The 25527-nt window shown below is 70.6% G+C and carries 24 protein-coding genes and 1 tRNA gene; 10 read left to right on the top strand and 15 right to left on the bottom strand.

All coding sequences use genetic code 11. The features are described 5' to 3' along the window. Positions 1-4 precede the first annotated feature (4 nt). The 3 genes from STRVI_RS38120 to STRVI_RS38110 are packed head-to-tail and all read left to right on the top strand — an operon-like array spanning position 5 to position 1613. Positions 5-250 (top strand): hypothetical protein, encoded by a 246-nt coding sequence (locus STRVI_RS38120; RefSeq protein ID WP_014060899.1) that lies wholly within the window; start codon positions 5-7, stop codon positions 248-250. Next, positions 219-740 (top strand): DUF6879 family protein, encoded by a 522-nt coding sequence (locus STRVI_RS38115; protein ID WP_014060898.1) that lies wholly within the window; start codon positions 219-221, stop codon positions 738-740. Before STRVI_RS38120 ends, STRVI_RS38115 begins: the two co-directional genes overlap by 32 nt. A 21-nt stretch (positions 741-761) precedes the next feature. Next, the gene (locus STRVI_RS38110; RefSeq protein ID WP_014060897.1) at positions 762-1613 is read left to right on the top strand and encodes a helix-turn-helix domain-containing protein; all 852 of its coding nucleotides are present in this window, start codon (positions 762-764) and stop codon (positions 1611-1613) included. A gap of 75 nt (positions 1614-1688) precedes the next feature. On the opposite strand, the gene STRVI_RS38105 is transcribed toward STRVI_RS38110, so the two are convergent. The 4 genes from STRVI_RS38105 to STRVI_RS38090 form a co-directional block, all read right to left on the bottom strand. Next, positions 1689-1761: transfer RNA gene (locus tag STRVI_RS38105), tRNA-His, on the bottom strand. 111 nt (positions 1762-1872) lie between these two features. Then, positions 1873-2481, bottom strand: coding sequence for an oligoribonuclease (gene orn, locus STRVI_RS38100; protein WP_014060896.1), 609 nt, complete (start codon positions 2479-2481; stop codon positions 1873-1875). A gap of 5 nt (positions 2482-2486) precedes the next feature. Further along, the gene (locus STRVI_RS38095) at positions 2487-3800 is read right to left on the bottom strand and encodes a helix-turn-helix domain-containing protein (protein ID WP_014060895.1); all 1314 of its coding nucleotides are present in this window, start codon (positions 3798-3800) and stop codon (positions 2487-2489) included. Positions 3801-4298: 498 nt separating this feature from the next. After that, positions 4299-4673: a hypothetical protein gene (locus STRVI_RS38090; protein ID WP_014060894.1), complete on the bottom strand. Its 375-nt coding sequence runs from the start codon at positions 4671-4673 to the stop codon at positions 4299-4301. A gap of 498 nt (positions 4674-5171) precedes the next feature. Between STRVI_RS38090 and STRVI_RS38085 the strand changes: the two genes are divergently transcribed. Beyond that, positions 5172-5693: a universal stress protein gene (locus STRVI_RS38085; RefSeq protein ID WP_014060893.1), complete on the top strand. Its 522-nt coding sequence runs from the start codon at positions 5172-5174 to the stop codon at positions 5691-5693. Positions 5694-6322: 629 nt separating this feature from the next. On the opposite strand, the gene glmS is transcribed toward STRVI_RS38085, so the two are convergent. From glmS to STRVI_RS38070, 3 genes are all read right to left on the bottom strand, one after another. Then, positions 6323-8155 carry a glutamine--fructose-6-phosphate transaminase (isomerizing) gene (gene glmS / locus STRVI_RS38080; protein WP_014060892.1) on the bottom strand — a complete coding sequence of 611 codons (1833 nt, stop codon included), beginning with the start codon at positions 8153-8155 and terminating at the stop codon, positions 6323-6325. Between the two features lie 122 nt (positions 8156-8277). Continuing rightward, positions 8278-8553, bottom strand: a complete 276-nt coding sequence (locus STRVI_RS38075; protein ID WP_037953108.1) for a hypothetical protein — start codon at positions 8551-8553, stop codon at positions 8278-8280. Positions 8554-8664: 111 nt separating this feature from the next. After that, entirely contained in the window at positions 8665-9573 is a 909-nt protein-coding gene (locus STRVI_RS38070; protein WP_043237188.1) for a DUF4429 domain-containing protein, read from the bottom strand. A gap of 103 nt (positions 9574-9676) precedes the next feature. Here STRVI_RS38070 and STRVI_RS38065 point away from each other — a divergent pair, with 103 nt between their 5' ends. Next, positions 9677-11314: a beta-N-acetylhexosaminidase gene (locus tag STRVI_RS38065; protein WP_014060889.1), complete on the top strand. Its 1638-nt coding sequence runs from the start codon at positions 9677-9679 to the stop codon at positions 11312-11314. Positions 11315-11331: 17 nt separating this feature from the next. Here STRVI_RS38065 and STRVI_RS38060 read toward each other — a convergent pair whose 3' ends face one another. Further along, complete coding sequence (locus STRVI_RS38060; RefSeq protein WP_014060888.1) at positions 11332-11580, bottom strand: RICIN domain-containing protein; 249 nt, start codon at positions 11578-11580, stop codon at positions 11332-11334. Between the two features lie 1040 nt (positions 11581-12620). Here STRVI_RS38060 and STRVI_RS38055 point away from each other — a divergent pair. Next, the gene (locus tag STRVI_RS38055; RefSeq protein WP_014060886.1) at positions 12621-12947 is read left to right on the top strand and encodes a hypothetical protein; all 327 of its coding nucleotides are present in this window, start codon (positions 12621-12623) and stop codon (positions 12945-12947) included. Between the two features lie 117 nt (positions 12948-13064). On the opposite strand, the gene STRVI_RS38050 is transcribed toward STRVI_RS38055, so the two are convergent. From STRVI_RS38050 to STRVI_RS38035, 4 genes are all read right to left on the bottom strand, one after another. Next, a complete protein-coding gene (locus tag STRVI_RS38050) occupies positions 13065-14231 on the bottom strand; it encodes an acyl-CoA dehydrogenase family protein (protein ID WP_014060885.1) in 1167 nt (388 codons plus the stop codon). Between the two features lie 3 nt (positions 14232-14234). Next, positions 14235-15167: a hydroxymethylglutaryl-CoA lyase gene (locus tag STRVI_RS38045; protein WP_014060884.1), complete on the bottom strand. Its 933-nt coding sequence runs from the start codon at positions 15165-15167 to the stop codon at positions 14235-14237. Then, a complete protein-coding gene (locus STRVI_RS38040) occupies positions 15167-17347 on the bottom strand; it encodes an acetyl/propionyl/methylcrotonyl-CoA carboxylase subunit alpha (protein ID WP_043237183.1) in 2181 nt (726 codons plus the stop codon). The genes STRVI_RS38045 and STRVI_RS38040 overlap by 1 nt, the downstream gene beginning before the upstream one ends. 77 nt (positions 17348-17424) lie before the next feature. Further along, on the bottom strand, positions 17425-19077 hold the full coding sequence (locus STRVI_RS38035) for a carboxyl transferase domain-containing protein (RefSeq protein WP_014060882.1): 1653 nt from the start codon (positions 19075-19077) through the stop codon (positions 17425-17427). A gap of 93 nt (positions 19078-19170) precedes the next feature. Between STRVI_RS38035 and STRVI_RS38030 the strand changes: the two genes are divergently transcribed. From STRVI_RS38030 to STRVI_RS38020, 3 genes are all read left to right on the top strand, one after another. After that, positions 19171-19797 carry an SACE_7040 family transcriptional regulator gene (locus tag STRVI_RS38030; RefSeq protein ID WP_014060881.1) on the top strand — a complete coding sequence of 209 codons (627 nt, stop codon included), beginning with the start codon at positions 19171-19173 and terminating at the stop codon, positions 19795-19797. A 208-nt stretch (positions 19798-20005) separates the two neighbouring features. Then, on the top strand, positions 20006-21163 hold the full coding sequence (locus STRVI_RS38025; protein ID WP_014060880.1) for an acyl-CoA dehydrogenase family protein: 1158 nt from the start codon (positions 20006-20008) through the stop codon (positions 21161-21163). A gap of 59 nt (positions 21164-21222) precedes the next feature. Further along, positions 21223-22116 (top strand): acyl-CoA thioesterase, encoded by an 894-nt coding sequence (locus STRVI_RS38020; protein ID WP_014060879.1) that lies wholly within the window; start codon positions 21223-21225, stop codon positions 22114-22116. Positions 22117-22305: 189 nt separating this feature from the next. Here STRVI_RS38020 and STRVI_RS38015 read toward each other — a convergent pair whose 3' ends face one another. The 3 genes from STRVI_RS38015 to STRVI_RS38005 form a co-directional block, all read right to left on the bottom strand. Beyond that, positions 22306-23115: a phosphatase gene (locus tag STRVI_RS38015; protein ID WP_014060878.1), complete on the bottom strand. Its 810-nt coding sequence runs from the start codon at positions 23113-23115 to the stop codon at positions 22306-22308. Positions 23116-23230: 115 nt separating this feature from the next. Then, the gene (locus tag STRVI_RS38010; RefSeq protein ID WP_014060877.1) at positions 23231-24622 is read right to left on the bottom strand and encodes a DEAD/DEAH box helicase; all 1392 of its coding nucleotides are present in this window, start codon (positions 24620-24622) and stop codon (positions 23231-23233) included. Between the two features lie 98 nt (positions 24623-24720). Continuing rightward, positions 24721-24924: a cold-shock protein gene (locus STRVI_RS38005; protein WP_010986199.1), complete on the bottom strand. Its 204-nt coding sequence runs from the start codon at positions 24922-24924 to the stop codon at positions 24721-24723. A gap of 294 nt (positions 24925-25218) precedes the next feature. On the opposite strand from STRVI_RS38005, the gene STRVI_RS38000 reads away from it, so the two are divergent. Further along, entirely contained in the window at positions 25219-25518 is a 300-nt protein-coding gene (locus tag STRVI_RS38000) for an SCO5918 family protein (protein WP_014060876.1), read from the top strand. Positions 25519-25527 lie beyond the last annotated feature (9 nt).

Below are 25527 nucleotides of genomic sequence, written 5' to 3'. Positions count from 1 at the left end.
CATCGTGGCGCTACGGTTCATCGGCATTGATCCGGACACCGACGAGAAGAACTGTCCCCGCGTGTGGGTGGACGACGAGAAGAAGGAACTCGTCTTCCAGGGATGGAAGGCAGGCGAGGAACTGGAGGACGAGGTGCGGTCCACCGGGCCGCTGCCCGACTACGAGGCAGTCGTGCGGATCCCCGTGCGCATGGTGCACATTCTGAGGGAGGCATGTGATGCCATCGAGCATCCCGACGTCGTTCGATGAGCAGTTGGCCAACGCCAAGCGGTCCGCCGTCCACCTGGAGATGCGGGACACGTACTACAGCAACCCGCGCTTCGAGGGATGGCAGAAAGGCGAGCGCGTCAACTGGGACGACCGCACCTCCTGGTGGCGTCCGTTCCACCAGGACATCGCGGACGCCGTAGCCCGTGGCGTGGTGGTACGCCGTGCCCGGGTCGTCTCCGAACCGGTCAGCGACTACATCCGCTGGGAGCACTACCAGACGCGCGCCAACGTGGAAGCGGGCGAACAAGTGCGGTGGCTGCCCCGTCGCCGAACCGCCGACCTCCTGATGCCCGGCTGCGACTTCTGGATCTTCGACAACCAGGTGATCCGAGTCCACGACTTCTCAGGGAACGGCGACTGGCTCGGCGAGGAATTCTTCGACGACAGGGCACTCGTCGAGCGCAACGCGGCCGCCTTTGAGAGCATCTGGGAGCACGCCGTGCCGCACGACCAGTATGAGATCCGCTAAGTACGACGACGACAGAAGAGCATGCCACCCAGTTCCCCCTCGTCCAGCGTGCAGGCCGCGCGTGAAGCGCTCGCCGCGCGGCTCCGCGAGATCCGACTGGACGCGGGGCTTACCAAACGAGAATTGGCAGTCCGGTGCGGGTGGAGCGAGGCGAAATCCTCGCGAATAGAGAACGCCCGCACCGCGCCCTCCGACGACGATCTCCGGGCCTGGTGCCGTGCCTGTGAGACCGAGGAGCAGGCGCCCGCCCTGGTCGCGGCAAATCGCCAGGCCGATTCCATGTACGTCCAGTGGAAGCGCCTCCAGCGCACCGGGCTCAAGCAGCTCCAGAAGGCAAATCTGCCACTGTTCGGGCGCACCAGGCACTTCAAGGTGTACTGCTCCAACGTGGTTCCCGGCTTCTTGCAGACCCCCGGCTACGCCACCGCGCTCCTCCGCGCCATCGCCACCTTCCGTGGCCTACCCGACGATGTGGACGACGCGGTCACTGCCCGCATGGACCGTTCCGCCATCATCCGGAAATCCGGGCGCACCTTCGCCATCCTCTTGGAAGAGACGGTGCTCCGATACCGGCTCGGAGACGCGGGCGTGATGGCCGGACAACTGGGATCGCTGCTCTCGGCGATGGACCTGCCCTCGGTGTCGCTGGGGATCATCCCGGCCTCTGCGGAGCGGATCATGTGGCCCATTGAGTCGTTCACGGTCTTTGACGACGAACGCGTGGACCATGAGCCGCTGTCGGCTTCCGTGAAGATCACAGCGCCTGACGAGGTGGTGCAGTACCTCAAGGCGTTCGGAGAGTTGCACCGACATGCCGTGTACGGGGCCGAGGCGCGGGCGTTGATCCTTAAGGCCATCGAGGCCCTGCACTGACTCCGGGCGCGGCCACGGGGAGGGACGAAAGTGGCCGCTGCCCCGTTTTCACAGGTCAGCGGCCACTTCGTAGAGGGTGAGTAACGGGACTCGAACCCGCGACATCCTGGACCACAACCAGGTGCTCTACCATCTGAGCTATACCCACCATGACCGGCGCTTTCCGCACCGGCCGAGAAAAAGTGTACAGGGTCCGAAGGGGTGCTCGCTCCCGGCTTTCGGGGTGTCGGGAGCGAGCACCGGGTCGGGCCGGCCCGGGTCAGGTCTGCCGGGCGGGCAGGACGTGCTTGGCCGCGATGGTCTTCGCCGTGTCCGAGTCCGGGCCGGGCGCGGGGACGAAGATCGCTTCACGGTAGTAGCGCAGCTCGGCGATGGACTCGTGGATGTCCGCGAGCGCGCGGTGGTTGCCGTTCTTCTTGGGGCTGTTGAAGTAGGCCCGCGGATACCAGCGGCGGGCCAGCTCCTTGATCGAGGAGACGTCGACGATCCGGTAGTGGAGGTAGCTCTCGAGCGTCGGCATGTCCCGGAGGAGGAAGCCTCGGTCGGTGCCGACCGAGTTTCCGCACAGCGGGGCCTTGCCGGCCTCGGGGACGTGCTTGCGGATGTAGGCCAGGACCTGGTCCTGGGCGTCCTCGAGCGTGGTCCCGCCCTCGAGCTCGGCGAGCAGGCCGGAGGTGGTGTGCATGTCGCGCACCACCTCGGGCATGGTGACCAGCGCTTCCGCGGGGGGCCGGACAACGATGTCCACTCCCTCGCCCTGGATGTTCAGCTCGGAGTCCGTGACCAGCGCGGCCACCTCGATAAGCGCGTCGTTCGCCAGCGAGAGCCCGGTCATCTCGCAGTCGATCCACACCATGCGATCGTTCATACGTCTCACCCTACGGGGCGTTCCCGCTGGCCGGGCAGGGACGGGCGGCCCGGAGCGCGGCCTGCGGCCTGTTCGGGCAGGCGTGGGGCGTAGGAGTCCGACTCCGGTTTGCCAGGGTCCGGATGCGGAGCGTGATGGTGGTGCGGAGGATGCCCCGAGTGACCGGTGGGACCGCCGGGCGGGCCCTGTCGCCGCAGCGGCAGGGAGTGGTCGCCCGAGCGGGGCTCGATCACCTCGGCGCGGTCGGGCCGGTCGGCCCGCTCCAGCCGGTCGGGGCGGTCCGTACGCTCCGCCGGCCCGCCCTGGGGCCTGCGGGCGCGGTACGCGGCCCGGTAGGCGGCCGGGGAGGACCCGAGCTGCCGCCGGAAGTGCCCGCGCAGCGCGACCGGCGAACGGAAGCCGCAGCGGCCGGCGACCTCGTCGACCGAGTAGTCGGAGGTCTCCAGGAGCCGCTGCGCCTGCAGCACCCGCTGGGTGATCAGCCACTGCAGTGGAGCGCTCCCAGTGAGCGAGCGGAACCTGCGGTCGAAGGTTCTGCGGCTCATATAGGCACGCGCCGCCAGGGCCTCGACGTCGAACTGCTCGTGCAGATGCTCGAGCGCCCACGCCACCACCTCGGCGAGCGGATCCGCCCCGATCTCCTCTGGTAACGACCTGTCCAGATAGCGCTCCTGCCCTCCGCTGCGGCGTGGCGGGACGACCAGGCGCCGGGCGAGGGCGCCGGCGGCGTCCGCGCCGTGGTCGGTGCGCACGATGTGCAGGCACAGATCGATCCCGGCGGCGGTGCCCGCCGAGGTCAGTACGTCGCCGTCGTCGACGAAGAGCTCGCGGGGGTCCACATGGACCGACGGATAGCGCTTGGCGAGCGTCGGCGCGTACATCCAGTGGGTGGTCGCCGGGCGGCCGTCCAGCAGCCCGGCGGCGGCCAGTACGAAGGCCCCGGTGCACAGGCCCACGATCCGCGCGCCCTCCTCGTGCGCGCGGCGCAGCGCGTCGAGCGCGGCGGCCGGTGGCGGCTGGGTTATCGACCGCCAGGCCGGTACGACGACGGTGCCGGCCCGGGAGAGTGCCTCCAGGCCGTATGGTGCGGTCAGTTCCAGTCCGCCAGTCGTTCGCAGTGGCACATCTTCGCCCGCGCACACCAGCAATCGGTACCGAGGGACTCCGGCGTCCTGCCGGTCGATACCGAAGACGGAGAGCGGGATGGAGCTTTCGAAGATGGGGCCGCCGCTGAACAGCAGCACCGCGACGATTTCTCGTCGCCGGCGTCCGGAGAGCTTGCGCGAGGTCTCCGGTACGGTCGTGGAGTCCTGGCTCATGGCACTAAGCCCCCCTCGGTGGTCGCGTCCTCTCGGTCCTGCACGTTTCCCCTCGGTCCTGAACGGTTCCCCCGCCGGTCATGGCCAAGATCGAATCTACTGTGTCGCGTGTGGTCGCCGTGACCAGTTCACCACCCGCCACTATGTCGACATGGGAACTTGGCGCGAAGCATTCGATCACGAAGCGTTGCACTCGTAGCCCTCGCTGTGAAGTACGCCTTGTGCGGACACCCACTTCCCGTAGGGGGTACGTGCGCCGCTGACCCCTTTCCACGCTGGCCGGACGGGTGTTGAGCACGGCGTTTGCCAAGGGAAGAAGTGTGGCCGGAAGTTGGCTCAAAACAAGCGGGCGCATGCGTACGGATGCGTCATGCGACCGGCGTACGGCCGGCTCGTACATCCTCCGGGCTCGAGCGACGCTCCAGCGGCGCTCCATCAGCGCTGAGTGTACGGAGCGCTACGGACCGCGTCCCCGGCCCCGGTCCCTTCGCGCGTCCTTCAGACGCGGCGGCCGCCCCGGTGCGCGCCGATCCCCGTACGGCCGTGGCGGCCCCGGTGCGGGCTGGCGCCGTCCGCGTCCAGCCGGGCCGCGGTGCGCTCGGAATGGCGCAGCAGGGCGCGGCTGGCGGCCGTCACGGCGGCGAGGCCCGCACCGGCCCCCAGGGCGCCGCCGACGGGTAATCCGCACATGAGCAGGACGACGGGGACCACGGCACAGCCGAAGGCCGCCCAGCGGATCACCTCGCTCACCGCGTCGCTAGCGGTGGGCTGGACCGGGGCTCGAGCGAGGCTTGGAATATGGGGCCGTCCGGGTGTCCCGGCCGTGTCGCCGGGGATGCCGCCGGGGGCGTCGTACTCGCGGGCGACGGACACGGGCAAGGCTCCTCTCGAGCGGCCGGCGAGATGTCGGCAGGGCGCTCCGCGCGGGGGTGGGGAGGGGCGCCGGGCCGGGGATCCGGGCAGGTGAGCGGGTCGGGCCGGGGCCGCCGCACCGGCTGCCGCTACTACAACGCCCGGCCCGCCCCCAGGTCACTGCCGGGCGGCGGCGCGGCGTACCGAGGCGGTCCGGCCGGCCCGGGCACCAGGCCGTGGCCCGGGCGTGGCGGGGACCACTTGGGGCATTGCGTTACGGGCCGCCCTCCGGCATGCTCCGGGGAACGCTTCGGGCGGCTCCGCTCCCGTGGCTACCTCTGGGCAGGTGGTGAATGCCGCCGTACCCTTGGGGGTAAGGGCTTGGAAAGATGAATCCCGGACGGATTTCGACCCCTCGAGATCGTCCCCGAGCTCCAGCGGAGCTCAAGTCCCCCGACAACCCCCAACCTGAGCCCCCGCCGATCCCTCCGCACGAGGACATCCTTCGCCGAGACACCGATGGCCGGTCACGAAATCCCCGAACCCGCGGACCGCAAGCGGGTCGCCGATCACATGGCGACCCCCGAAGCGGCGGAAGAAACACGTCATTCCTGCGATCCAGCGTTCCAGCACGGTGTTGTGGTGGGATTCGATGGCTCCATGTCCAGCGAACGCGCCCTCGCCTACGCCATCGGCATGGCCCGGCGCTCAGGCTCAGGGCTGATCATCGTCCACGTGGCCAACCGGCTGCCGACGACGGTGTGGGCGGGCTGCGAGCCGCCGGTCTTCGTCGACGTCCCCGATCACCGCACCGAGGTGCTGGGGCTCGAGCTGGCCTGCGCCGATCATCTCTCCGAGGTGCCCTGGATCCTCGTCGAGCGAGGCGGGGACATCTGCCATGAGCTGGAGGAGGTCGGCCGGGAGTACGCGGCCGACGCCATTGTGGTGGGCTCCACGCACGGGCTGGTGGGGCGGATCTTCGGCTCGGTCGCGGGGCGGCTCGCCCGGCGGGCGCAGCGGCCCGTCATCGTCATCCCCTGAGCATCGGCTGAGCCTCCCTTGGGCGTCTCTTGGGCGTCCCCTGACGTCCGCTGGGCACCCCTGAGCGTCCGCTGGGCATTCCCTGGGCGCCCCCTGGGCGTCCGTTGAGCATCTCCTGAGTGTCACCGGGTGCCTCCGTGCCTCCTGGTGTCTCAGGGCGCTCCAAGGCGCTCCACGTGTCCCCGAGCGCCGCTGAGCGCCCCTGAGCGGCTTCTCCGGGCCTTCCCGGCCCCTCCAAGTCCCCGTGCCCCCGTGCGCCGTGCCCCGGCGCCTGTTTCGTCAAGCGCGGTTGTTCAGCCCAAAACCTCTGCCGTCGGTGCGACTTGGCGCGGACGCCTGGAACCGGACACCCTCAACTCCCCTTGACCGCAGGTGAGATGGCGTCAAGTTCATCTTGACAACGGACAAACCTACCCGCGCGTAGAGGTGGATTGTGCGTTTGTGAGGGGTACAAAAGGTTCGATCGTGCCGGCGCGCGGGAAGTGACGGTTCCCGCGCGCCGGCCAGCCGCCGGCGTAATAGGGCGACGCCGGCGAAGGGGAGGCGGCCCCCGCGTGCGTGGTGGCACACGCGGGGGACCGCCAAGGGGTGCGCGGAGGGATTCGCCGAGGTCGCGCGGGTGCGCGGGGCTATTCGACCGTCACCGACTTGGCGAGGTTGCGGGGCTTGTCGATGTCCCGGCCGAGCGCCAGCGCCGTGTGATAGGCGAGCAGTTGGAGCGGGATGCCCATGAGGATCGGGTCGAGTTCCACCTCGTTGCGGGGTACCACGATCGTGTGGTCCGCCTTCTCCTGCTCGCGGTGGGCGACGGCCAGGATCCGGCCGCTGCGGGCCTTGATCTCCTCCAGCGTCGCGCGGTTCTTCTCCAGCAGGTCGTCGTCCGGCAGGACCGCCACGGTCGGCACCTCGGGCTCGATCAGCGCGAGCGGCCCGTGCTTGAGCTCGGAGGCCGGGTACGCCTCGGCGTGGACGTAGGAGACCTCCTTCAGCTTCAGGGACGCCTCGCGCGCCACCGGGTAGCCGCGGACCCGTCCGACGAACATCATGCTCTTTGCATTCGCATATTCCGCGGCGAGCTTTTTGATCTCTTCCTCGCCGCTCAGCACCTCGGCGATCTGCTCGGGCAGCTTGCGCAGCCCGGCGATGATCCGCTTGCCGTCGGCGACCGAGAGATCGCGGATCCGGCCCAGGTGGAGGGCGAGCAGCGCGAAGGCGACGGCGGTGTTGGTGAAGCACTTGGTGGAGACGACGCACACCTCCGGGCCCGCGTGGACGTACACCCCGCCGTCGGTCTCCCGGGCGATGGCGCTGCCCACGACGTTGACGACGCCGAGCACCCGCGCGCCCTTGCGCTTGAGCTCCTGGACGGCTGCCAGGGTGTCGTAGGTCTCGCCGGACTGGCTGACCGCGATGTAGAGGGTGTCCGGGTCCACGACCGGGTTGCGGTAGCGGAACTCGCTCGCTGGCTCCGCGTCCGCCGGGATCCGGGCCAGCTCCTCGATGAGCTGGGCCCCGATCAGGCCCGTGTGGTACGCCGAACCACAGCCGAGGATTTTGACCCGGCGCACCCCGCGCGCCTCGCGGGCGTCCAGGTTGAGCCCGCCCAGCCGGACGGTGGAGAAGCGGTCGTCGATCCGGCCGCGCAGCACCCGGTCCACGGCGTCGACCTGCTCGTGGATCTCCTTGTGCATATAGGTGTCGTGGCCGCCCATGTCGTACGACTCGGCCTCCCACTCCACGGTGGTGGGGGAGGGGGCGGTGCGGCTGCCCTCGGTGGTGTAGGTGCGGTAGTCGTCGGCCTTGAGGGTGGCCATCTCGCCGTCGTCCAGGGTGACCACCTGGCGGGTGTGGCTGACCAGCGCGGCGACGTCGGAGGCGACGAACATCTCCTTCTCGCCGATGCCCAGCACCACCGGCGAGCCGTTGCGGGCGACGACGATGCGGTCCGGGAAGTCGGCGTGCAGCACGGCGATGCCGTAGGTGCCCTCGACCATCGAGAGCGCGTGGCGGACCTTCTCCTCCAGGGTGGGCGCCTGGGAGCGGCCGATGAGATGGGCGAGCGCCTCGGAGTCGGTGTCGGAGGCCAGCTCGACGCCGTCGGCGGCCAGCTTGGCGCGCAGATCGGCGGCGTTGTCGATGATGCCGTTGTGGACGACGGCGACCTTGCCGTCCGCGTCCAGATGGGGATGCGCGTTGGTGTCGTTGGGCGCGCCATGGGTGGCCCAGCGGGTGTGGGCGATCCCGGTGGTGCCCGCGAACCGCTTGGGAAGCCTGGCCTCCAGCTCGCGGACCCGGCCCTTGGCCTTGGCGGTCTTCAGCCCGGCGCTCTGGGCACCCTTGGCGGGCTTGCCCTGGATCGCGATGCCCGCGGAGTCATAGCCGCGGTACTCCAGGCGCTGCAGCCCCTCCAGCAGCAGTGGTGCCACGTCGCGCTTGCCGATGTATCCGACGATTCCGCACATGGTGTTCAGGCCCTCCCATTGATCGGTTGTGCATGCTCGTGCTCGTGTCCGGCGGTGGCGGCCGCCATCGTGGACCGGCGTCGTGGACCGGTGCCGTGGACCGGTGCCGTGGACCGGCGTCGTCAGCCGTAGACGATGCGGCGCAACTGGCGCAGCGAGAGTTCGGGCGGGGCCACCGCGCGGTACGGCAGCTCGGCCGTGATCCGCTCGAAGATGTCCGCGTTGGTCAGCCCGCCGGACTGCAGCTCGCGGTGGCGGCGCCGGACGAACTCCTCCGTCGTCTCGTCGAAGTACGCCAGTACGTCCAGCACCACCCGACCCGCCTCGCCGCGGCTGAGCGGCGTACTGCGGACCAGGTGGTCGATCAGGTCATCGTGGGACATTCGGCGGTCGAGCATCCGTTGATACTGCGATGCGGCGAAGTGTTTCGCAACATTCCTGCCCGATATCGGGCAGGGCTGGGCCTCAATGGCGAGAAAACCGCTCTTCGGTGGTGCGAGCCCGCGCGCTCAGGCGCCGGAAAAGCGGCGGAGTACGGCCTGTTTGGCGGTGGTGAACTCCGCCTCGGTGAGGATCCCGCTCTGGTGAAGATCGCCGAGTTCGCGCAGCCGTCGCAGCAGGGCGTCGTGATCCACGTCACCCTCATCGCTTCCGGCGGGCGGAGCGTCCGCGGGCGGCTCGGGGGTGGGCGGCTGGGCGGGGAGCGTCTCCGCCGGGGCGCCCGGATGCGGCATCCGCGCTATGACGGCCGCCGCGACCAGCGCCATCAGTGGATCCTTCTTGAAGCCGTAGAGCACCACGGCATGCGGGTCGTACTTGGGCGCGGCCGTCGCCGTGGCCTTCGCCACGACGAAGCGGAGGTGGCCGTTCTCCAGCCCGGCGGCCGGGACCCACTCCACCAGCTCCAGGTCCGGCAGGAGGATGGTGCGGGGGCCGCCGGACTTCTTCGAGTCCTCGGTCTTCCAGTTCCAGTCCAGCCGGATCCGCTCACCGTCGAACGAGGCCGTGGCGTCGCCCGCTGAAGCCGAGACCGGCACCGAGGGGCCGGGCAGCACATAGTGGTCGCAGGGGCCGGACGGCACCTGATCCAGGGCCAGGCCCTGGCGGACCTCGTCGACCAGATACTCGGCGAGATCCCTGCGCTCCGGTTCCACCGAGAGCTGATACGGATCGGCGGCGTCCGGCAGCTTGCCGCCGGTGATCTGCAGCAGCGGGTCCGCCCCCTCGCGCAGCCGCAGCCGCAGCCGGCCCGACTTGCGCCCCGGCTCGTAGGCGACACCGGCCAAGGCCACCAGGGGGACCGTCAGTTCGCCGAGCGCCTGCCGTACGGCGTGCACGCTGCGGTCCCGCCCCGGGACGATCCGGATCGCTTCCCCGTCAAAGCTCCAGGCACCATCGGGCTGGGTTATTTCCGCCATGCGGGGAATTCTGACAGGCCCACAGCGACACATTGGTCTACACCTTGACCGCAACTGGGCGTCGCGGTAACCAAGATGCCACGTTTCGTTGAAGGGACCCCCTGTGAGACGACGTCGTGCCCGACTTCTGTGTTCCCTGCTGCTGACCGTGGTGGCCGGGGCGGGGACCGCAGCCTCCTCCGCCTCAGCCGCTCCGGCTTCCCTCTCGTCCTCCGTTCCGGGCGCCGCGGCCGCCCCGACCCCCCTGGACCGGGTCGTGCCCGCGCCCGCGTCCGTACGGCCCGCGGCGGGCTCGTACGCGATCCACCCCGACACCCCCATCCGGGTCTCCGGCTCCGACGGCTCGGCGCGCTCGGCGCGCCGGGTGGCCGACTACCTCGAGACGGTGCTGCGGCCCGCCACCGGCTATCGGCTGCCCGTCACCGCGCGGGCGGGCGCCGACGGCATCCGGCTGCGGCTGACGCCCAAGGCCGCCGCGGTGTCGAAGCTCGGCGCCGAGGGATACCGGCTGGAGGTGACCGGCCGCGCGATCACCGTCACCGCGCGCGGCTCCGCGGGGCTGTTCCACGGCGTCCAGACGCTGCGGCAGCTCCTGCCCGCGTCCATCGAGCGCACCACCCGGCAGGCGGGCCCCTGGCGGATCTCCGCCGGCACCATCACCGATGAGCCGCGCTATGCCTGGCGGGGCGCGATGCTCGATGTCTCCCGGCACTTCTTCGGCGTGGACCAGGTCAAGCGCTATATCGACCAGCTCGCCCTCTACAAGATCAACACGCTGCATCTGCACCTGTCGGACGACCAGGGGTGGCGGATCGCCATCGACTCCTGGCCGCGGCTGGCCACGCACGGCGGCTCCACCCAGGTCGGCGGCGGCCCCGGCGGCTACTACACCAAGGACGACTACCGCGAGATCGTGAGCTACGCGGCCGGCCGTGAGCTGACCGTCGTCCCCGAGATCGACATGCCGGGCCACACCAACGCGGCGCTCGCCTCCTACGCGGAGCTCAACTGCGACGGCGTCGCCCCGCCGCTCTACACCGGCACCGAGGTCGGTTTCAGCTCGCTGTGCGCGCCGAAGGACGTCACGTACGACTTCGTGGACGACGTCATCCGCGAGCTCGCCGCGCTCACCCCCGGCCCCTACCTCCACATCGGCGGGGACGAGGCCCACTCCACCAGCCATGAGGACTATGTGGCCTTCATGGACCGGGTGCAGCCGGTGGTCGCCAAGTACGGCAAGACGGCGATCGGCTGGCACCAGTTGACCGGTGCGCATCCCGCGAAGGGCGCGATCGCCCAGTACTGGGGGACGGACGGGAGTGAGAAGGAGGTCGCGGATGCGGCCAAGGCGGGCACCCGGCTGATCCTCTCACCGGCCAACCGCGCCTACCTGGACATGAAGTACGACGCCAACACGCCGCTGGGGCAGAACTGGGCCGGGTACGTCGAGGCGAAGCAGTCCTACGACTGGGACCCGGGCACCTACATCAAGGACGCCCCGGCGTCCTCGGTGCTCGGTGTCGAGGCGCCGCTGTGGTCGGAGACCCTCGAGACCAGCGAGCACATCGAGTACATGGCCTTCCCCCGCCTCCCCGGCATCGCCGAACTCGGCTGGTCCCCCGCGAGCGCACATGACTGGGACGGCTACCGGGTCCGGGTGGCGGCGCAGGGCCCCCGCTGGGACGCCATGGGCATCACGTACTACCACTCCCCGCAGATCCCCTGGCCCACCGTCGGGTGAACCAAGGGCACCGGTGCTCAGTTGCTGGTGATGGAGGGGATCGCCGTCGGCGCGCGGACCGGATCGAAGCGGAAGATCTGGCCCGTGTCGTCGGCGGCGCACGGCAGTTGGAGCACCGGATCGCCCTTCCGGGGCGAACCACCCGGCACCGAAACGCACTGGCCCGAGTGCACCGCCTTGATCCGGTAGCCGCTCACCGGCTTCGTGACCCGCTGGATGCGGAACCACTCGGCCGTGCCCCGGTGCTCGCAGTAGTCGTCCATCATCTGCGTGCCTCCTTTGGAGCTGCCCTGGCCCACGCCGAGACACCCGTAGCCCATGACGGGATGGAGGGACCGGAGCCGTACGGTGGCATCCTCCGACTCCTGAAGGGCGTACACCGGAATGCTGCGACGGCAGTCCGCCTGGAAGATATTGCCCCCGCCCTTGCTCTCCAGCTCGGAGAAGCACAGCGAGGAGACGACCGACCGGATGCGGTAGGTGCCTGGCGGGGGCGTGGGCGGGGCGTGGACGTGGGAGGAGCGGACGGCGCGGCGGACGCGGTCGGGCCGGTGCCCCGCGTCTCCGGCTCGCCGTCGTCGTTCGTCATCGCCACCGCGAGGGAGGCCGCGCCCACGACCAGCAGCGCCAACATCGCGCCGACCAGCCGACCACGCGGAATGCCCCGGCGGCCTTCCGGCGGCTGTTCTCTCCGCTCCGGCTCGTATGCGGGCGGACTCTTCGGTTCATCGGAATCCGGCTCGGCGATTTCCGTGCGAACGTCTGTGCGGCCGGCGGCTAAGTTGTCCCGGACTGCCAGCCATTCATCGACGTGGCGTTCCTCCCCGCAGGCGCGGAGGAATGCCATCAGCGTTTCGATGCGCGGTAAAGCGTCTTGGCGTAACGCATCGGCCAAGGTGCTCCGTGCCAGCACGTCGCCGCGCTCGGCGGCACGCTCCTCAAGCTGCCGATAGGTCAGTCCTGACCTTTCTTTCAGCTCCCGCAGCAGCGCGACGAATTCAGCGGCATTACGCGCCGAGCGCGGCCCCCATTCCCCCTGGCTCCCCATGGTCGCCATGCTGACGGACAAGGTGCGGAGTGGCAACGGGCTTTCACGCCTTTGTTCATGCCCCGCACCTGCGCCCGGACGCGGTCGGGCGATGTCCCGGACACGGCTCTGAGCAGGCCGGACAGCGGAAGGCTGTCCGGGACACCCTGACCTTGTTGCCCTGGCTTCGCCGCGTCAGCAAGCTCTTGTGCAGCGCCGAATAGATGGATGAATACACGGCGCATCCTCAGACGAACCAACTGAAAAGGGAGCAAGGAAATGGCTCGTACTCGCAACTTTGTGATGCCCTTCGCCGTGGCGATTGCCGCCGGAACTCTCGCCGCGGCCGGAGTGACTCCCGCGGTGGCCGCCGCCCCTTCGGCGACCGGAACCACTCAGGCCAGGCCGTTCGTCGGCTGCGCATCGCTCTACAGCAACAAGCCCGGCCGGGCGCAGATCAAGAACATCTGTAGTAGCAAGATCCTCGCCACCGTTTCCGTCGACTGGTCGTGGGATCCCGACTGCATTCAGATCAACCCGGGTCGCGTCATCGCCGTCACATGGAACGCGACCAAGGGCAAGGCGGACTACGCCTACGAATGCTGATCCCGTACGGCCGGCCACCGCTGTGAGACCGGTGCCGTCGGGGGCACGGTTCGGCTCCGGTCCCGGGGGGAGGGGGAGACAGTCACATGGCTGTCTCCCCCTCCCCGTCCGGGAGGCTCAGCTCGCGAAGCCCAGCTCCCGCGCGATCAGCATCCGCTGGACCTCGCTGGTGCCCTCGCCGATCTCCAGGATCTTGGAGTCGCGCCACATCCGGGCCACCGGGTACTCGTTCATGAAGCCGTAGCCACCGTGGATCTGGGTGGCCTCGCGGGCGTTGTCCACCGCGATCTCGGAGGAGTAGAGCTTCGCGATCGACGCCTCCTTCTTGAACGGCTCGCCGAGGACGAGGCGGGAGGCCGCGTCCCGCCAGGCCACCCGGGCCATATGGGCGCGCACCTCCATATCGGCCAGCTTGAACTGGATGGCCTGGTTGGCGCCGATGGGGCGGCCGAACGCCTCGCGGGTCCTGGCGTACGCCACCGACTCGTCCACACAGCCCTGGGCGAGCCCGGTGGCCAGGGCGGAGATCGCGATCCGGCCCTCGTCCAGTATCCGCAGGAACTGGGCGTAGCCCCGGGCCTCCGCGCCCAGCAGATTCGCGGCCGGGACCCGGCAGTCGGCGAAGGACAGCTCGCGGGTGTCCGACGCGTTCCACCCCACCTTGGAGTAGGGGGCGGCCACGGTGAAGCCGGGGGTGCCGGACGGCACGATGATCGAGGAGATCTCGGGCCGGCCGTCCTCCTTTCGGCCGGTGACGGCGGTGACGGTGACCAGCGCGGTGATGTCCGTACCGGAGTTGGTGATGAAGCACTTGGTGCCGTTGATCACCCATTCGCCGGTGGTCTCGTCCAGCCGGGCCGTGGTGCGGGTGGCGCCCGCGTCCGAACCGCCGCCGGGCTCGGTCAGGCCGAACGCGCCCAGGGTCTCCCCGGAGCAGAGCCCCGGCAGCCAGGTGCGCTTCTGCTCCTCGGTGCCGTAGAGGAAGATCGGCATCCCGCCGAGCGAGACCCCGGCCTCCAGGGTGATCGCGACCGAGGAGTCCACCCGGGCCAGCTCCTCCAGGGCGAGGCAGAGCGCGAAGTAGTCCCCGCCCATGCCGCCGTACTCCTCCGGGAAGGGCAGGCCGAACAGGCCCATCCGGCCCATCTCGCGGACGATCTCGTACGGGAACTCATGGTGCTCCCAGTACTCCCCGATCTTGGGGGCGACCACATCATGCGCGAACGCCTCGACGGTGCGGCGCAGTTCCTCGTGTTCGGGGGAGAGTCGGTGGTCGATCGACATGGCTCAGGTCTCCTTCTGGGAGAGGGCGCGAACGGTGCGGGACGGGCTGGGCCGGCCCAGATGCCGGGCCATCCACACGCTGGTGGCGGTGAGACGGCCGATGTCGACCCCGGTCTCTATGCCGAGGCCGTCGAGCATCCACACGAGGTCTTCGGTGGCGAGATTGCCGGTGGCGCTCTTGGCGTACGGACAGCCGCCGAGGCCACCGGCGGAGGCGTCGACGGTGGTCACGCCGTGCTGGAGCGCGGCGAGGGTGTTGGCGAGTGCCTGGCCGTAGGTGTCGTGGAAGTGCACGGCCAGCCGGTCGTTCGTGACGCCCGCCTCGGTGAGCGTGGCCAGCAGCTCCCGCACATGGCCGGGGGTGGCCACGCCGATGGTGTCGCCGAGGCTCAGCTCGTCGCATCCCATGTCCAGCAGGCGGCGGCTGACCGAGACGGTCTGGGAGATCGGGACCTGCCCCTCCCACGGGTCGCCGAAGCACATCGACAGATAGCCGCGCACGGCCACGCCCGCGTCCCTGGCCTTCGCGACGACCGGCTCGAACATCTCCAGCGCGCCGTCCACCGTACGGTTGAGATTGGCCTTGGCGAAGGACTCCGTGGCGCTGGCGAAGACGGCGATGTCGCGCGCGCCCAGCGCGAGGGCGCGGTCGAGACCGCGCTCATTGGGCACGAGCACGGGGAGCCGGGCGGCCACGTCGTCGATCAGCGGCATCAGCTCCTCGGCGTCGGCCAGTTGGGGCACCCACTTCGGATGGACGAAGCTGGTGGCCTCGATGGTGGTGAGACCGGCCTCGGCGAGCCGCCGGATGAACTCGGCCTTGATGGCCACCGGGACCAGCGCCTTCTCGTTCTGCAGCCCGTCCCGCGGGCCCACCTCATGGATCAGGATCCGGGTGGGCAGCCCGGGGGCCGGGACGGTCATGGGGAGGGTCATCACTCACGCTCCTCGCTCTCGTGCGGGGTGACGACGGCCAGTAGCTGGTCCATGGCGACCGTGCTGCCGGGGGTCACATCGAGCTCGGTGACGGTGCCGTCGTGCGGGGCGGAGATGAGGTGCTCCATCTTCATCGCCTCGACCACCAGCAGGCCCTGACCCGCGGTGACCTCGTCGCCGACGGCCGCCTTCACGACGGTGACGGTGCCGGGCATGGGCGCGGTCAGCTCCCCGGCGTGGGCGGTGGCGGCGCCTCCGCGCAGCGCCTCCTCCACGGGGTCGTGTCCGACCACGCGCCAGGTGTCCCCGTCCCGCCCCAGCCAGTGGCTCGCGCCGTGCGCGGCATGGCGGAAGCGGTGGGTGACCCCGCCGAGGTCCAGCAGCACGGTGCCCTCGTCGAGGGCGATGAGCCGCGCCCGCGTGCCCTCGCCCGCGTCGGTACCGGGGACGGGGGCGGCGGTGTCGTCGGGCTGCTCGATGCGCACCTCCGCGTCGTGTGCGCGGCCGCGCACACGGACCGTCACCGGGGGGTGGCCCGCCACGCGCAGCCGGTGGACCGTCCAGGCGGGTGCGCCGCCGAGCCGCCAGCCGGTGGGGACGGAGAACGGGTCGACCCAGCCTCCGGCGGCGCGGCCGGACGGCGGGGCGTCGGGGCCCGGCCCCGCGGCGGCCGCTGGGCCGCCGACTCGCGGTCCGGCGGCGGAGCCGTCACCGGGGGCCCCGGCGGGCTCCAGCGCCGCCTGACGCAGCAAGGCCGCCGCCGCGTAGATCTCCTCCGGTATGGCCGGCGGGATCAGCGAGGCCGCCGCGCGCTCGACCAGGCCCGTGTCGAGCTCGCCCGAGGCGACCGAGGGGTGGGCGGCCAGCCGGCGCAGAAAGCCGGTGTTGGTGTCCACGCCGAGGACGGTCAGGGAGCCGAGGGCGGCGCGCAGCCGGCGCAGGGCGGTGGGGCGGTCGGGGCCGTGGGCGATGACCTTGGCGAGCATCGGGTCGTAGACCGTGCCGACCTCGGTTCCCGTGCTGAGCCCGGAGTCGACCCGCACCCCCTCGCCCGCCGGCTCGTCCAGCGCCAGCACGGTGCCGGCCGAGGGAAGGAAGTCCACCCGGCCGTCGGCCGCCGCGCGGGCGGTCTCGGCGCAGATACGGGCCTCCACCGCATGGCCGCTGAAGCCGATCTCGTCCTGCTTGAACGGCAGCGGCTCGCCCGCGGCGACGCGCAACTGCCACTCCACCAGGTCCAGACCGGCCTGCCCGCCGACCGACACCGTCAGCTCGGTGACCGGATGCTCCACCTGGAGCCGGGTGTTCATCTCCATGAAGCAGTACGCGGACGGATCGTCGCCCGGCACGATGAACTCGACCGTGCCCGCGCCCACATAGCCGCACGACCGCGCCGCGGCCACCGCGGCCTCGCCCATCCGCGCCCGGGTGGCCTCGTCCAGCAGTGGGCTGGGCGCCTCTTCGATGATCTTCTGATGGCGGCGCTGCAGCGAGCACTCGCGCTCCCCGAGGTGCACGGCGTGCCCCTGGCCGTCCGCCAGCACCTGGATCTCGATATGCCGGGGCCGGTCGATCCAGCGCTCCACCAGCAGCGTGTCATCGCCGAACGCCCCGCGCGCCTCGCGCCGGGCGGCCGCGATCTCGTCGGCCAGCAGCGCCTCGTCGCGGACCAGCCGCATGCCCTTGCCGCCGCCGCCCGCCGAGGGCTTCAGCAGCACGGGCATGCCGATCTCCCGGGCGGCGGCGGTGAGCTGATCGTCCGTCAGCCCGCTGCCCGAGGAGCCCGGCACCACCGGCACTCCGGCCGTGTGCACGGTCTCCTTGGCGCGGATCTTGTCGCCCATCAGCTCGATGGCCCCGGCGGGCGGCCCGATGAAGGCGAGGCCCGCGTCGGCGCAGGCGCGGGCGAACGCCCCGTTCTCCGCGAGGAAGCCGTAGCCGGGGTGGACGGCCTGGGCGCCGGTGCGGGCCGCGGCGTCCAGCAGCCGCTCGATGGACAGATAGCTCTCCGCGGCGGGGGCGGGGCCGATCCGCACCGCCGTATCCGCCTCGCGCACATGGCGGGCGTCCGCGTCCGCGTCGCTGTAGACGGCGACCGAGCGCACGCCCAGCCGCCGCAGGGTGCGGAGGACGCGCACGGCGATCTCACCGCGGTTGGCCACCAGCACGGTGTCGAACATCGCGGGCGACGGGCTCGCCGCACGCTGACCACTTGTTGAGCTCACTGGGCTCATCGGGCTCATCTGGTGCATCCCCCTCACATCCGGAAGACGCCGTAGCCGGGCGCCGCGGGCTCGGTGGCCGTACGGCCGGGCAGCGGTGCGTTGGCGCAGGCCGTAAGGGCGAGGCCGAGGACCGTGCGGGTCTCCAGGGGGTCGATCACACCGTCGTCCCACAGCCGGGCGGTGGCGTAATACGCGTTTCCCTGCGCCTCGTACTGCTCGCGGACCGGGGCCCGGAACATCTCCTCCTCCTCGGCGCTCCACTCCTCCCCGCGTGCCTCCATCTGGTCGCGCTTGACGGTGGCGAGCACGGAGGCGGCCTGCTCACCGCCCATCACCGAGATCTTGGCGTTGGGCCACATCCACAGGAAGCGCGGCGAATAGGCGCGGCCGCACATCGAGTAGTTGCCCGCGCCGTAGGAACCGCCGATCACGACCGTCAGCTTGGGGACGCGGGTGCAGGCCACCGCGGTGACCATCTTGGCGCCGTGCTTGGCGATGCCGCCCGCCTCATAGCTGCGGCCCACCATGAATCCCGAGATGTTCTGCAGGAAGACCAGGGGGATGCCGCGCTGGTCGCACAGCTCGATGAAATGGGCGCCCTTCTGGGCCGATTCGGAGAACAGGATGCCGTTGTTGGCGACGATGCCCACCGGGTGGCCCATGATCCGCGCGAAGCCCGTGACCAGCGTGGTGCCGAACTCGGCCTTGAACTCGGCGAACCGCGAGCCGTCCACCAGCCGCGCGATGACCTCCCGCACGTCGTACGGCGTGCGCGAGTCGACCGGAACCGCCCCGTAGAGCCCCGCCGGGTCGACCGCGGGCTCCTGGGAGGGCTCCAGCGCCCACGGCGGCGACCCCTGCCGCATCGCGGACGGCGGCAGGGTGGCGACGATGGAGCGGACGATCCGCAGCGCGTGGGCGTCGTCCTCCGCCAGATGGTCGGTCACGCCCGAGACCCGGGAGTGGACCTCGCCGCCGCCCAGCTCCTCTGCCGAGACGACCTCCCCGGTGGCCGCCTTCACCAGCGGCGGCCCGCCCAGGAAGATCGTGCCCTGCCCGCGCACGATCACGGCCTCGTCGCTCATCGCCGGGACATACGCCCCGCCCGCCGTGCAGGACCCCATCACTGCCGCGACCTGCGGAATCCCGGAGCCGGACAGCCGCGCCTGGTTGTAGAAGATCCGCCCGAAGTGGTCGCGGTCCGGGAAGACCTCGTCCTGCATGGGGAGGAAGGCGCCGCCGGAGTCGACCAGATAGACGCACGGCAGGTGGTTCTCCAGCGCGACCTCCTGGGCGCGCAGATGCTTCTTCACCGTCATCGGGTAGTACGTGCCGCCCTTGACGGTGGCGTCATTGGCGACCACGACCACCTCACGGCCGGCCACCCGGCCGATCCCGGCGATCACCCCCGCCGCCGGGGCCTGGCCCTCGTACATCCCCTCGGCGGCGAGCGGGGCCAGCTCCAGGAACGGGGAGCCCGGATCCAGCAGTGTGTCCACCCGGTCGCGCGGCAGCAGCTTGCCGCGCGCGGTGTGCCGCGCCCGCGCCCTCTCCCCGCCGCCCAGCCGCGCCACGGCCAGCTTCTCGCGCAGCCGCGCGGCCAGCTCGCGGTGCGCTGCCTCATTGGCCTTCCAGGCGTCGGACGCCGGGTCGGCGCCGCTGTGCAGCGCCGGTGCCTGCTCCATGGCTGCGAGCCCCCTCGCTCGGTACCGTTAGTGAACGTTAACTAGTTACCACCAGGTTAACGACCACTAACCCGGCTGTCTAGAATCGATTTCATGAGCACGCAAGCAGCCGCCCCGACCCGTCGCGAGCAGATCCTCAAGGAGGCCGCCCGCCTCTTCGCCGAGCGCGGCTTCCATGGCGTCGGCGTCGATGAGATAGGCGCCGCGGTCGGCATCAGCGGTCCCGGTCTCTACCGCCACTTCCCCGGCAAGGAGGCGATGCTCGCCGAGCTGCTCGTCGGCATCAGCGGCCGGCTGCTGACGGGCGGCAAGCGGCGCGCCGCCGAGGGGGAGGGGGCCGGGCTCGCCCCGGCCGAGGTGCTGGACTCGCTGATCGAGGGCCATATCGACTTCGCCATCGACGACCGCCCGTTGATCATCCTCCACGACCGCGAGCTGGACCGGCTCCGGGACACCGACCGCAAGCTGGTGCGCTCGCTCCAGCGGCAGTACGTGGAGCTGTGGGTCGAGGTGGTGCGCGAGGTCTACCCCCGGCTCGCCGAGGCCGAGGCCCGCGCGTGTGTCCATGCCGTCTTCGGGCTGCTCAACTCCACGCCCCACCTCGGCCGCCCCGGCGCCCTCCCGGGGCGCGCGGCCACCGCCGCTCTGCTGCACCGCCTGGCCCTCGGCGCCTTCGGCGGCGCCCACGGTGTGGATGGCGGGGCGAACCGGGCCTCATGAAGCGACCCGGGCCTCTTGAGGCGAGCCACGCCTCATGAAGAAGAAGGGCGGGCAGAATAAGGAGGCTGGACAGCCCTGGTGACTCACGGGTAGCTTTCACTGAGCAAGCGCTTAGGTGAGTGTTGCCAAGCTATCAGTTGAGGAATCACGACGGCGGTCGGCCGGTCCGCGCAGCGGCGGCGGCTCAGCCGTAAGGAGGGCCGCGCCAATGCGCCGCACGGTGTTCAACGAGGACCACGAGGCGTTCCGGGAGACCATCCGCGACTTCATCGCGGCCGAGGTCGTGCCGTACTACGACCAGTGGCGGGAGGCCGGCCAGGCCCCGCGCGACTTCTACAAGAAGCTCGGCGAGCTGGGTGTCTTCGGTATCGAGGTGCCCGAGGAGTACGGCGGGGCGGGGGAGACCAGCTTCAAGTTCAACGCCGTCATCACCGAGGAGACCGCCCGCGCCGGGGTCAGCTTCGGCGGCAGCAGCGTCCACACCGCGCTGTGCCTGCCGTACCTCCTCAAGTACGCCAACGAGGAGCAGAAGCGGCGCTGGCTGCCCTCCTTCGTCACCGGCGACCTGATGACCGCCATCGCCATGACCGAGCCCGGCACCGGCTCCGACCTGGCGGGCATGAAGACCACCGCCAAGCTCTCCGAGGACGGCACCCACTACGTCCTCAACGGCGCCAAGACCTTCATCACCGGCGGCGTCCTGGCCGACCGGGTGCTGGTCTGCGCCCGCACCGCCCCGGCCACCCCCGAGGACCGCCGCAGCGGCATATCCATCCTCGTGGTCGACACCAAGAGCGAGGGCTACGCCGTCGGCCGCAAGCTGGAGAAGCTCGGCCTGAAGACCTCCGACACCGCCGAGCTCTCCTTCACCGACGTCAAGGTGCCGGTGGAGGACCTGCTGGGCGAGGAGGGCAAGGCGTTCGGCTACCTCACCCACAATCTGCCGCAGGAGCGCCTGGGTATCGCCGTCGGGGCGTACGCACAGGCCGCGGCGGCCGTCCGGTTCGCCACCGAGTACGTCCGGGACCGCACGGTCTTCGGCCAGGCGGTGGCGTCGTTCCAGAACACCAAGTTCGTGCTCGCCGACTGCCAGTCCGAGGTGGACGCGATGCAGGCGGTCGTGGACCGGGCCCTGGACGCGCATGACGCCGATGAGCTGACCGCCGCCGACGCCGCCTCCGCCAAGCTCTTCACCACCGAGCGCGCCGCCGTCGTCATCGACAAGTGCCTGCAGCTCCACGGCGGTTACGGCTACATGATGGAGTACCCCATAGCCCGGCTGTACGCGGACACCCGCGTCAACCGGATCTACGGCGGCACCAGCGAGGTCATGCGGTCCATGGTCGCCAAGTCGATGGGGCTGTGACGACCGTCATGAGCAGCGGCAACAGGACCGCAATCCAGGTCTGCAAGACTGCTTGAACCATGAATGACGCACTTCAGAGCCTTCTCGATCTGCTCGATCTCGAGCAGATCGAGGAGGACATCTTCCGTGGCACCAGCGACGCCGCCCCCCTCGTACCGCGGGTCTTCGGCGGTCAGGTCGCCGCCCAGGCCCTGGTCGCGGCGGGCCGCACCGTTCCCGAGGACCGCTCGGCGCATTCGCTGCACGCGTACTTCCTGCGGCCCGGCGACCCCGGGGCGCCCATCGTCTACACCGTCGACCGGATCCGGGACGGCCACTCCTTCACCACCCGCCGGGTGGTCGCCGTACAGCACGGGCAGCCGATCTTCCATCTCTCGGCCTCCTTCCAGCTCTACGAGGACGGCCTGGAGCACCAGGAGCCGATGCCGGACGTACCGGACCCGCTGACCCTGCCCACCGCCGATGAGCTGCTGCCCCGCTATGAGCACCTCTTCGGCCCCGGGGTGACCGAGCGGATGCTCCAGGCGCGGGCCTCGATCGATCTGCGGTACGTGGACGAGCCGCCCTTCGGCAGCGTCGGACGGCCGCGCGAGCCCAAGTCGCAGGTTTGGTTCCGGACCAACGGCAAACTGGACGGCGTCGCCGACCACCCCCTGCTCCACGTCTGCCTGGCGACCTATGTGTCCGATATGACGCTGCTGGACTCCATCCTGCTCGCCCATGGGCGCGGCGGCTGGGCGGTCGGAGACATCGTCGGGGCCAGCCTGGATCACGCCATGTGGTTCCACCGGCCGTTCCGGGTGGACGACTGGCTGCTGTACGACCAGGAGAGCCCCTCCGCCTCCGGCGGACGCGGTCTGGCCAAGGGCCGTATCTTCACCGCCGACGGGCGGCTGGCCGTCTCCGTGATCCAGGAGGGGGTCATGCGGGTGCCGCGCGCGAAGAAGAAGTGAGCGCGGCGGGCGGCGGGGCCGCCCGGGCTCGTCGGAGCCCGCAGGGTCGGCCCGGATCCACCGGAAGCCCGCAGGGTCGGCCCGGGCCCACCAGACGTCCGTAACGTCCGTAAGGACGGCCTGGGCCCGCCGGGCGCGCGCGGGGGCGGTCAGGGCCCGCCGGGCGCCTGCCGCGGCGGCCCGGCGCCGTCAGAACTGGGCCGACAGCCCCGCCGCGTCCAGCAGGTACGCCGTCATCGGGTCGTAGAACCTCGGGTTGGTGACGTGGTCGTCCAGCGGGACCACCACCGACAGCGTGCCCTCGGACTCGCCGAGGAAGAGCGCCGGGTCGTTGCAGTCCGCGTAGCCGACCGAGTCGATGCCCCGCTGCCCCGCGTAGCCCGCCCAGCCGTGATCGGCGACCACCAGATCGGGCAGCGGCCGCCCCTCGTGGGCCAGCCCGTCGAGGATCGCCGCCATGGGCGCGGGGGAGTGGGTGTGCCACAGCGTGGCGCCCCGCTCCAGCATCGCCACATCGCAGAACTGGAAGACATACCCCTCGTCCGCCTGCAGCCCGCCCGGGATCTCCACGATCTCGCAGCCGGCGGCCCGCAGCGCCGCCGCCGTGGCCCGGTGGACCTCCAGCAGCCCGCCCGGATGCCCGGTGGCGAACAGCACCCGCTCGTCCGCCTCCGCCGCCTTCCGCAGCACCGAGGCCATCCGGTCCAGCGCGCCGACCGTCAGCTCCGGGTCGATCGTGTCCTGCCCCGAGCGGTACTCCGGGTCGTCCACCACGCCGCACCGCTCCGCCATGACCGCCAGCACGTCCTGCTCATCGGTCCAGCGGTCGCCCAGCTCCAGGCCGAGCCAGTAGTGGCGGTCGCCGTTCGCGAGCTTGCGGTAGTGGGAGAGGTTGTTCTCGCGAGGAGTGGCGACATCGCCCGCGATGCGCGTACGGATGAGGTGGTCGATCAGTTCGGCACGGCTGGGCACGGCGCTGGGTATCGGCATGTGGCCCATTGTCGCCTCTCCGACGGGGGAATGGGGACATCCGCCGCCGGTCGGGCGTGATGCGACCATGGCGAAATTCCGGATGTCGGCCCGGACGGCCGCCGCCCGGGCCCCCGTATCGGGCCTAACGGCCGGGGCGACGGCTCCGGCCGGAGCGACGGGGGGCGCCGGAACGGCGCGCACGCTGCGGTTGGGGCTGGGGCGCGCTGATGATCACGGGCACGCCGGAGGGTTCCTGGGCGCCGGTGATCCGGGTGAGTTCGGGGTCGGCGGAGTGGACCTGGGCGGTCTGCGGGGTGATGCCCGCGTCGGCCATGAGACGGCCCATCTCCCGGCGCTGGTCCGGGGTGACCAGCGTGATGACGCTGCCGGATCCGCCCGCACGGGCCGTACGGCCGCCACGGTGCAGATAGTCCTTGTGGTCCGCGGGCGGGTCGACATTGACCACGAGGTCGAGATCGTCCACATGGATGCCCCGGGCCGCGACGTTCGTGGCCACCAGCGCGGTGACATGGCCGGACTTGAACTGGTCCAGGGTCCGGGTGCGCTGCGGCTGGGACTTGCCGCCGTGCAGTGCCGCCGCCCGTACGCCGCTGGTCAGCAGATGCCGGGTGAGCCGGTCGACGGCGCGCTTGGTGTCCAGGAAGAGGAGGACGCGGCCGTCCCGGGCGGCCACCCGGGTGACGACGGAGCGCTTGTCGGTGTCCGCGATGTGCAGGACGTGGTGCTCCATCGTGGTGACGGCACCGGCGGACGGGTCGACCGAGTGCACGGCCGGGTCGTCGAGGAACTGGCGCGTCAGCTTGCTGATGTCATGGTCGAGGGTGGCGGAGAACAGCAGGCGCTGGCCGTCGGCGGGGACCTGCCGCAGCAGCCGGGTCACCTGGGGCAGGAAGCCCATGTCGGCCATCTGGTCGGCCTCGTCGAGGACGGTGGTGCGCACCTGGTCCAGCCGGCAGTCGCCGCGTTCGATCAGGTCGTAGAGGCGCCCGGGGGTCGCGATGACCACCTCCGAGCCATTGCGCAGGGCATCGGCCTGGCGGTTGATCGACATGCCGCCGACCACCGTGGCCGCACGCAGCCCCAGCCGCCGGGCATAGGGGGTGAGCGCCTCGGTGACCTGCTGGGCCAGCTCCCGGGTGGGGACCAGCACCAGCGCGAGGGGGCGGCGGGGCTCCGCGCGCTGCCCGGCGGTGCGGGCCAGCAGGGCGAGGCCGAAGGCGAGGGTCTTGCCGGAGCCGGTCCGGCCACGGCCCAGTACGTCCCGGCCGGCGAGCGCGTTCGGGAGGGTGGCCGCCTGAATGGGGAACGGTACGGTGACGCCCTGCTGGGTCAGCTCCGTGATCAGCTCCTTCGGCATGTCGAGCTCGGCGAAGGAGGTGACGGCGGGCAGCACCGGGGTGGAGCCGGGCGCCAGGGCGAATTCGCTTGCGCCGGATGAGCGGGGGCGCTCACTGACGGCGGAACGGGAGGATACGGGTTTTTTGCGGCGGTGCGAGCGGGTGGATCGGGTCAACGCGGTGCCTTTCGGCTGGGCGTGGTCTGTGGAAATGCGTACGAGCCGGGGCTCGCACCCCTTCAGGTGCGGGCCCCGGCTCGTGACAGGCGCTGCTATCAGGCGGGAACGATGTTCTCGGCCTGCGGGCCCTTCTGGCCCTGCGTGACGTCGAAGGTCACCTTCTGGCCTTCCTGCAGCTCACGGAAGCCCTGGGTGGCAATGTTCGAGTAGTGGGCGAAGACGTCGGCGCCGCCGCCATCCTGCTCGATGAAGCCGAAGCCCTTTTCCGCGTTGAACCACTTCACGGTGCCAGTAGCCATGTCATTCTCCTTTTACCTGGGATCGGTCCGGAACGCGCAGGAAACACGTCCCGAGTCGCCGAAATGACCCCATCCGGAAATGACCGGCAGAAACAAAAAATGCGCCGGACGCTACATATCGTCAGGCGCACACAAGTCCATGGGTACCAAAACTGCAACTAGTAAGGACCCTATCACGTGCCACCTCGGAGCGGCGGGAACCACGTGGGCGTTTTTTGCCGCCGGGCTGTGCCATCCCGCTTCGAGGTGTGACACGCTGGTCATCCCCGCTCCCTTCTCTCCCGTTGAGGCACTATGCGCTGCATCATCGCCAATTTCGCCTTCGACCTGACCCCGCGCGAGGTGACGGACGCGATGAGCGGCGTCAGTCCGGAACCGATCACCGGCCCATCGGTCCAGATCGGCCGCCGTGCCTACCCGGTCAAGCAGGTCGGCGCCGTGATCACCCGCCAGGACCGCCGCGACTTCACGGCGGGCGAGGTCATCCGCGCCATGACGCGCCTCGGCTTCACCTGTCACCCGGCGCCCGCGGTCGCGGCTGCCGACCCCATCGAGACCGCCTCCGACCTCCTGGGGAAGCCGCTTGAGGGCTGACACCCACCG

Source organism: Streptomyces violaceusniger Tu 4113 (genome assembly GCF_000147815.2).
GTDB classification, from domain to species: domain Bacteria; phylum Actinomycetota; class Actinomycetes; order Streptomycetales; family Streptomycetaceae; genus Streptomyces; species Streptomyces violaceusniger_A.
The sequence above is the reverse complement of the archived record's forward strand: the minus strand, read 5'-3'. Positions and strand labels throughout refer to the sequence as shown.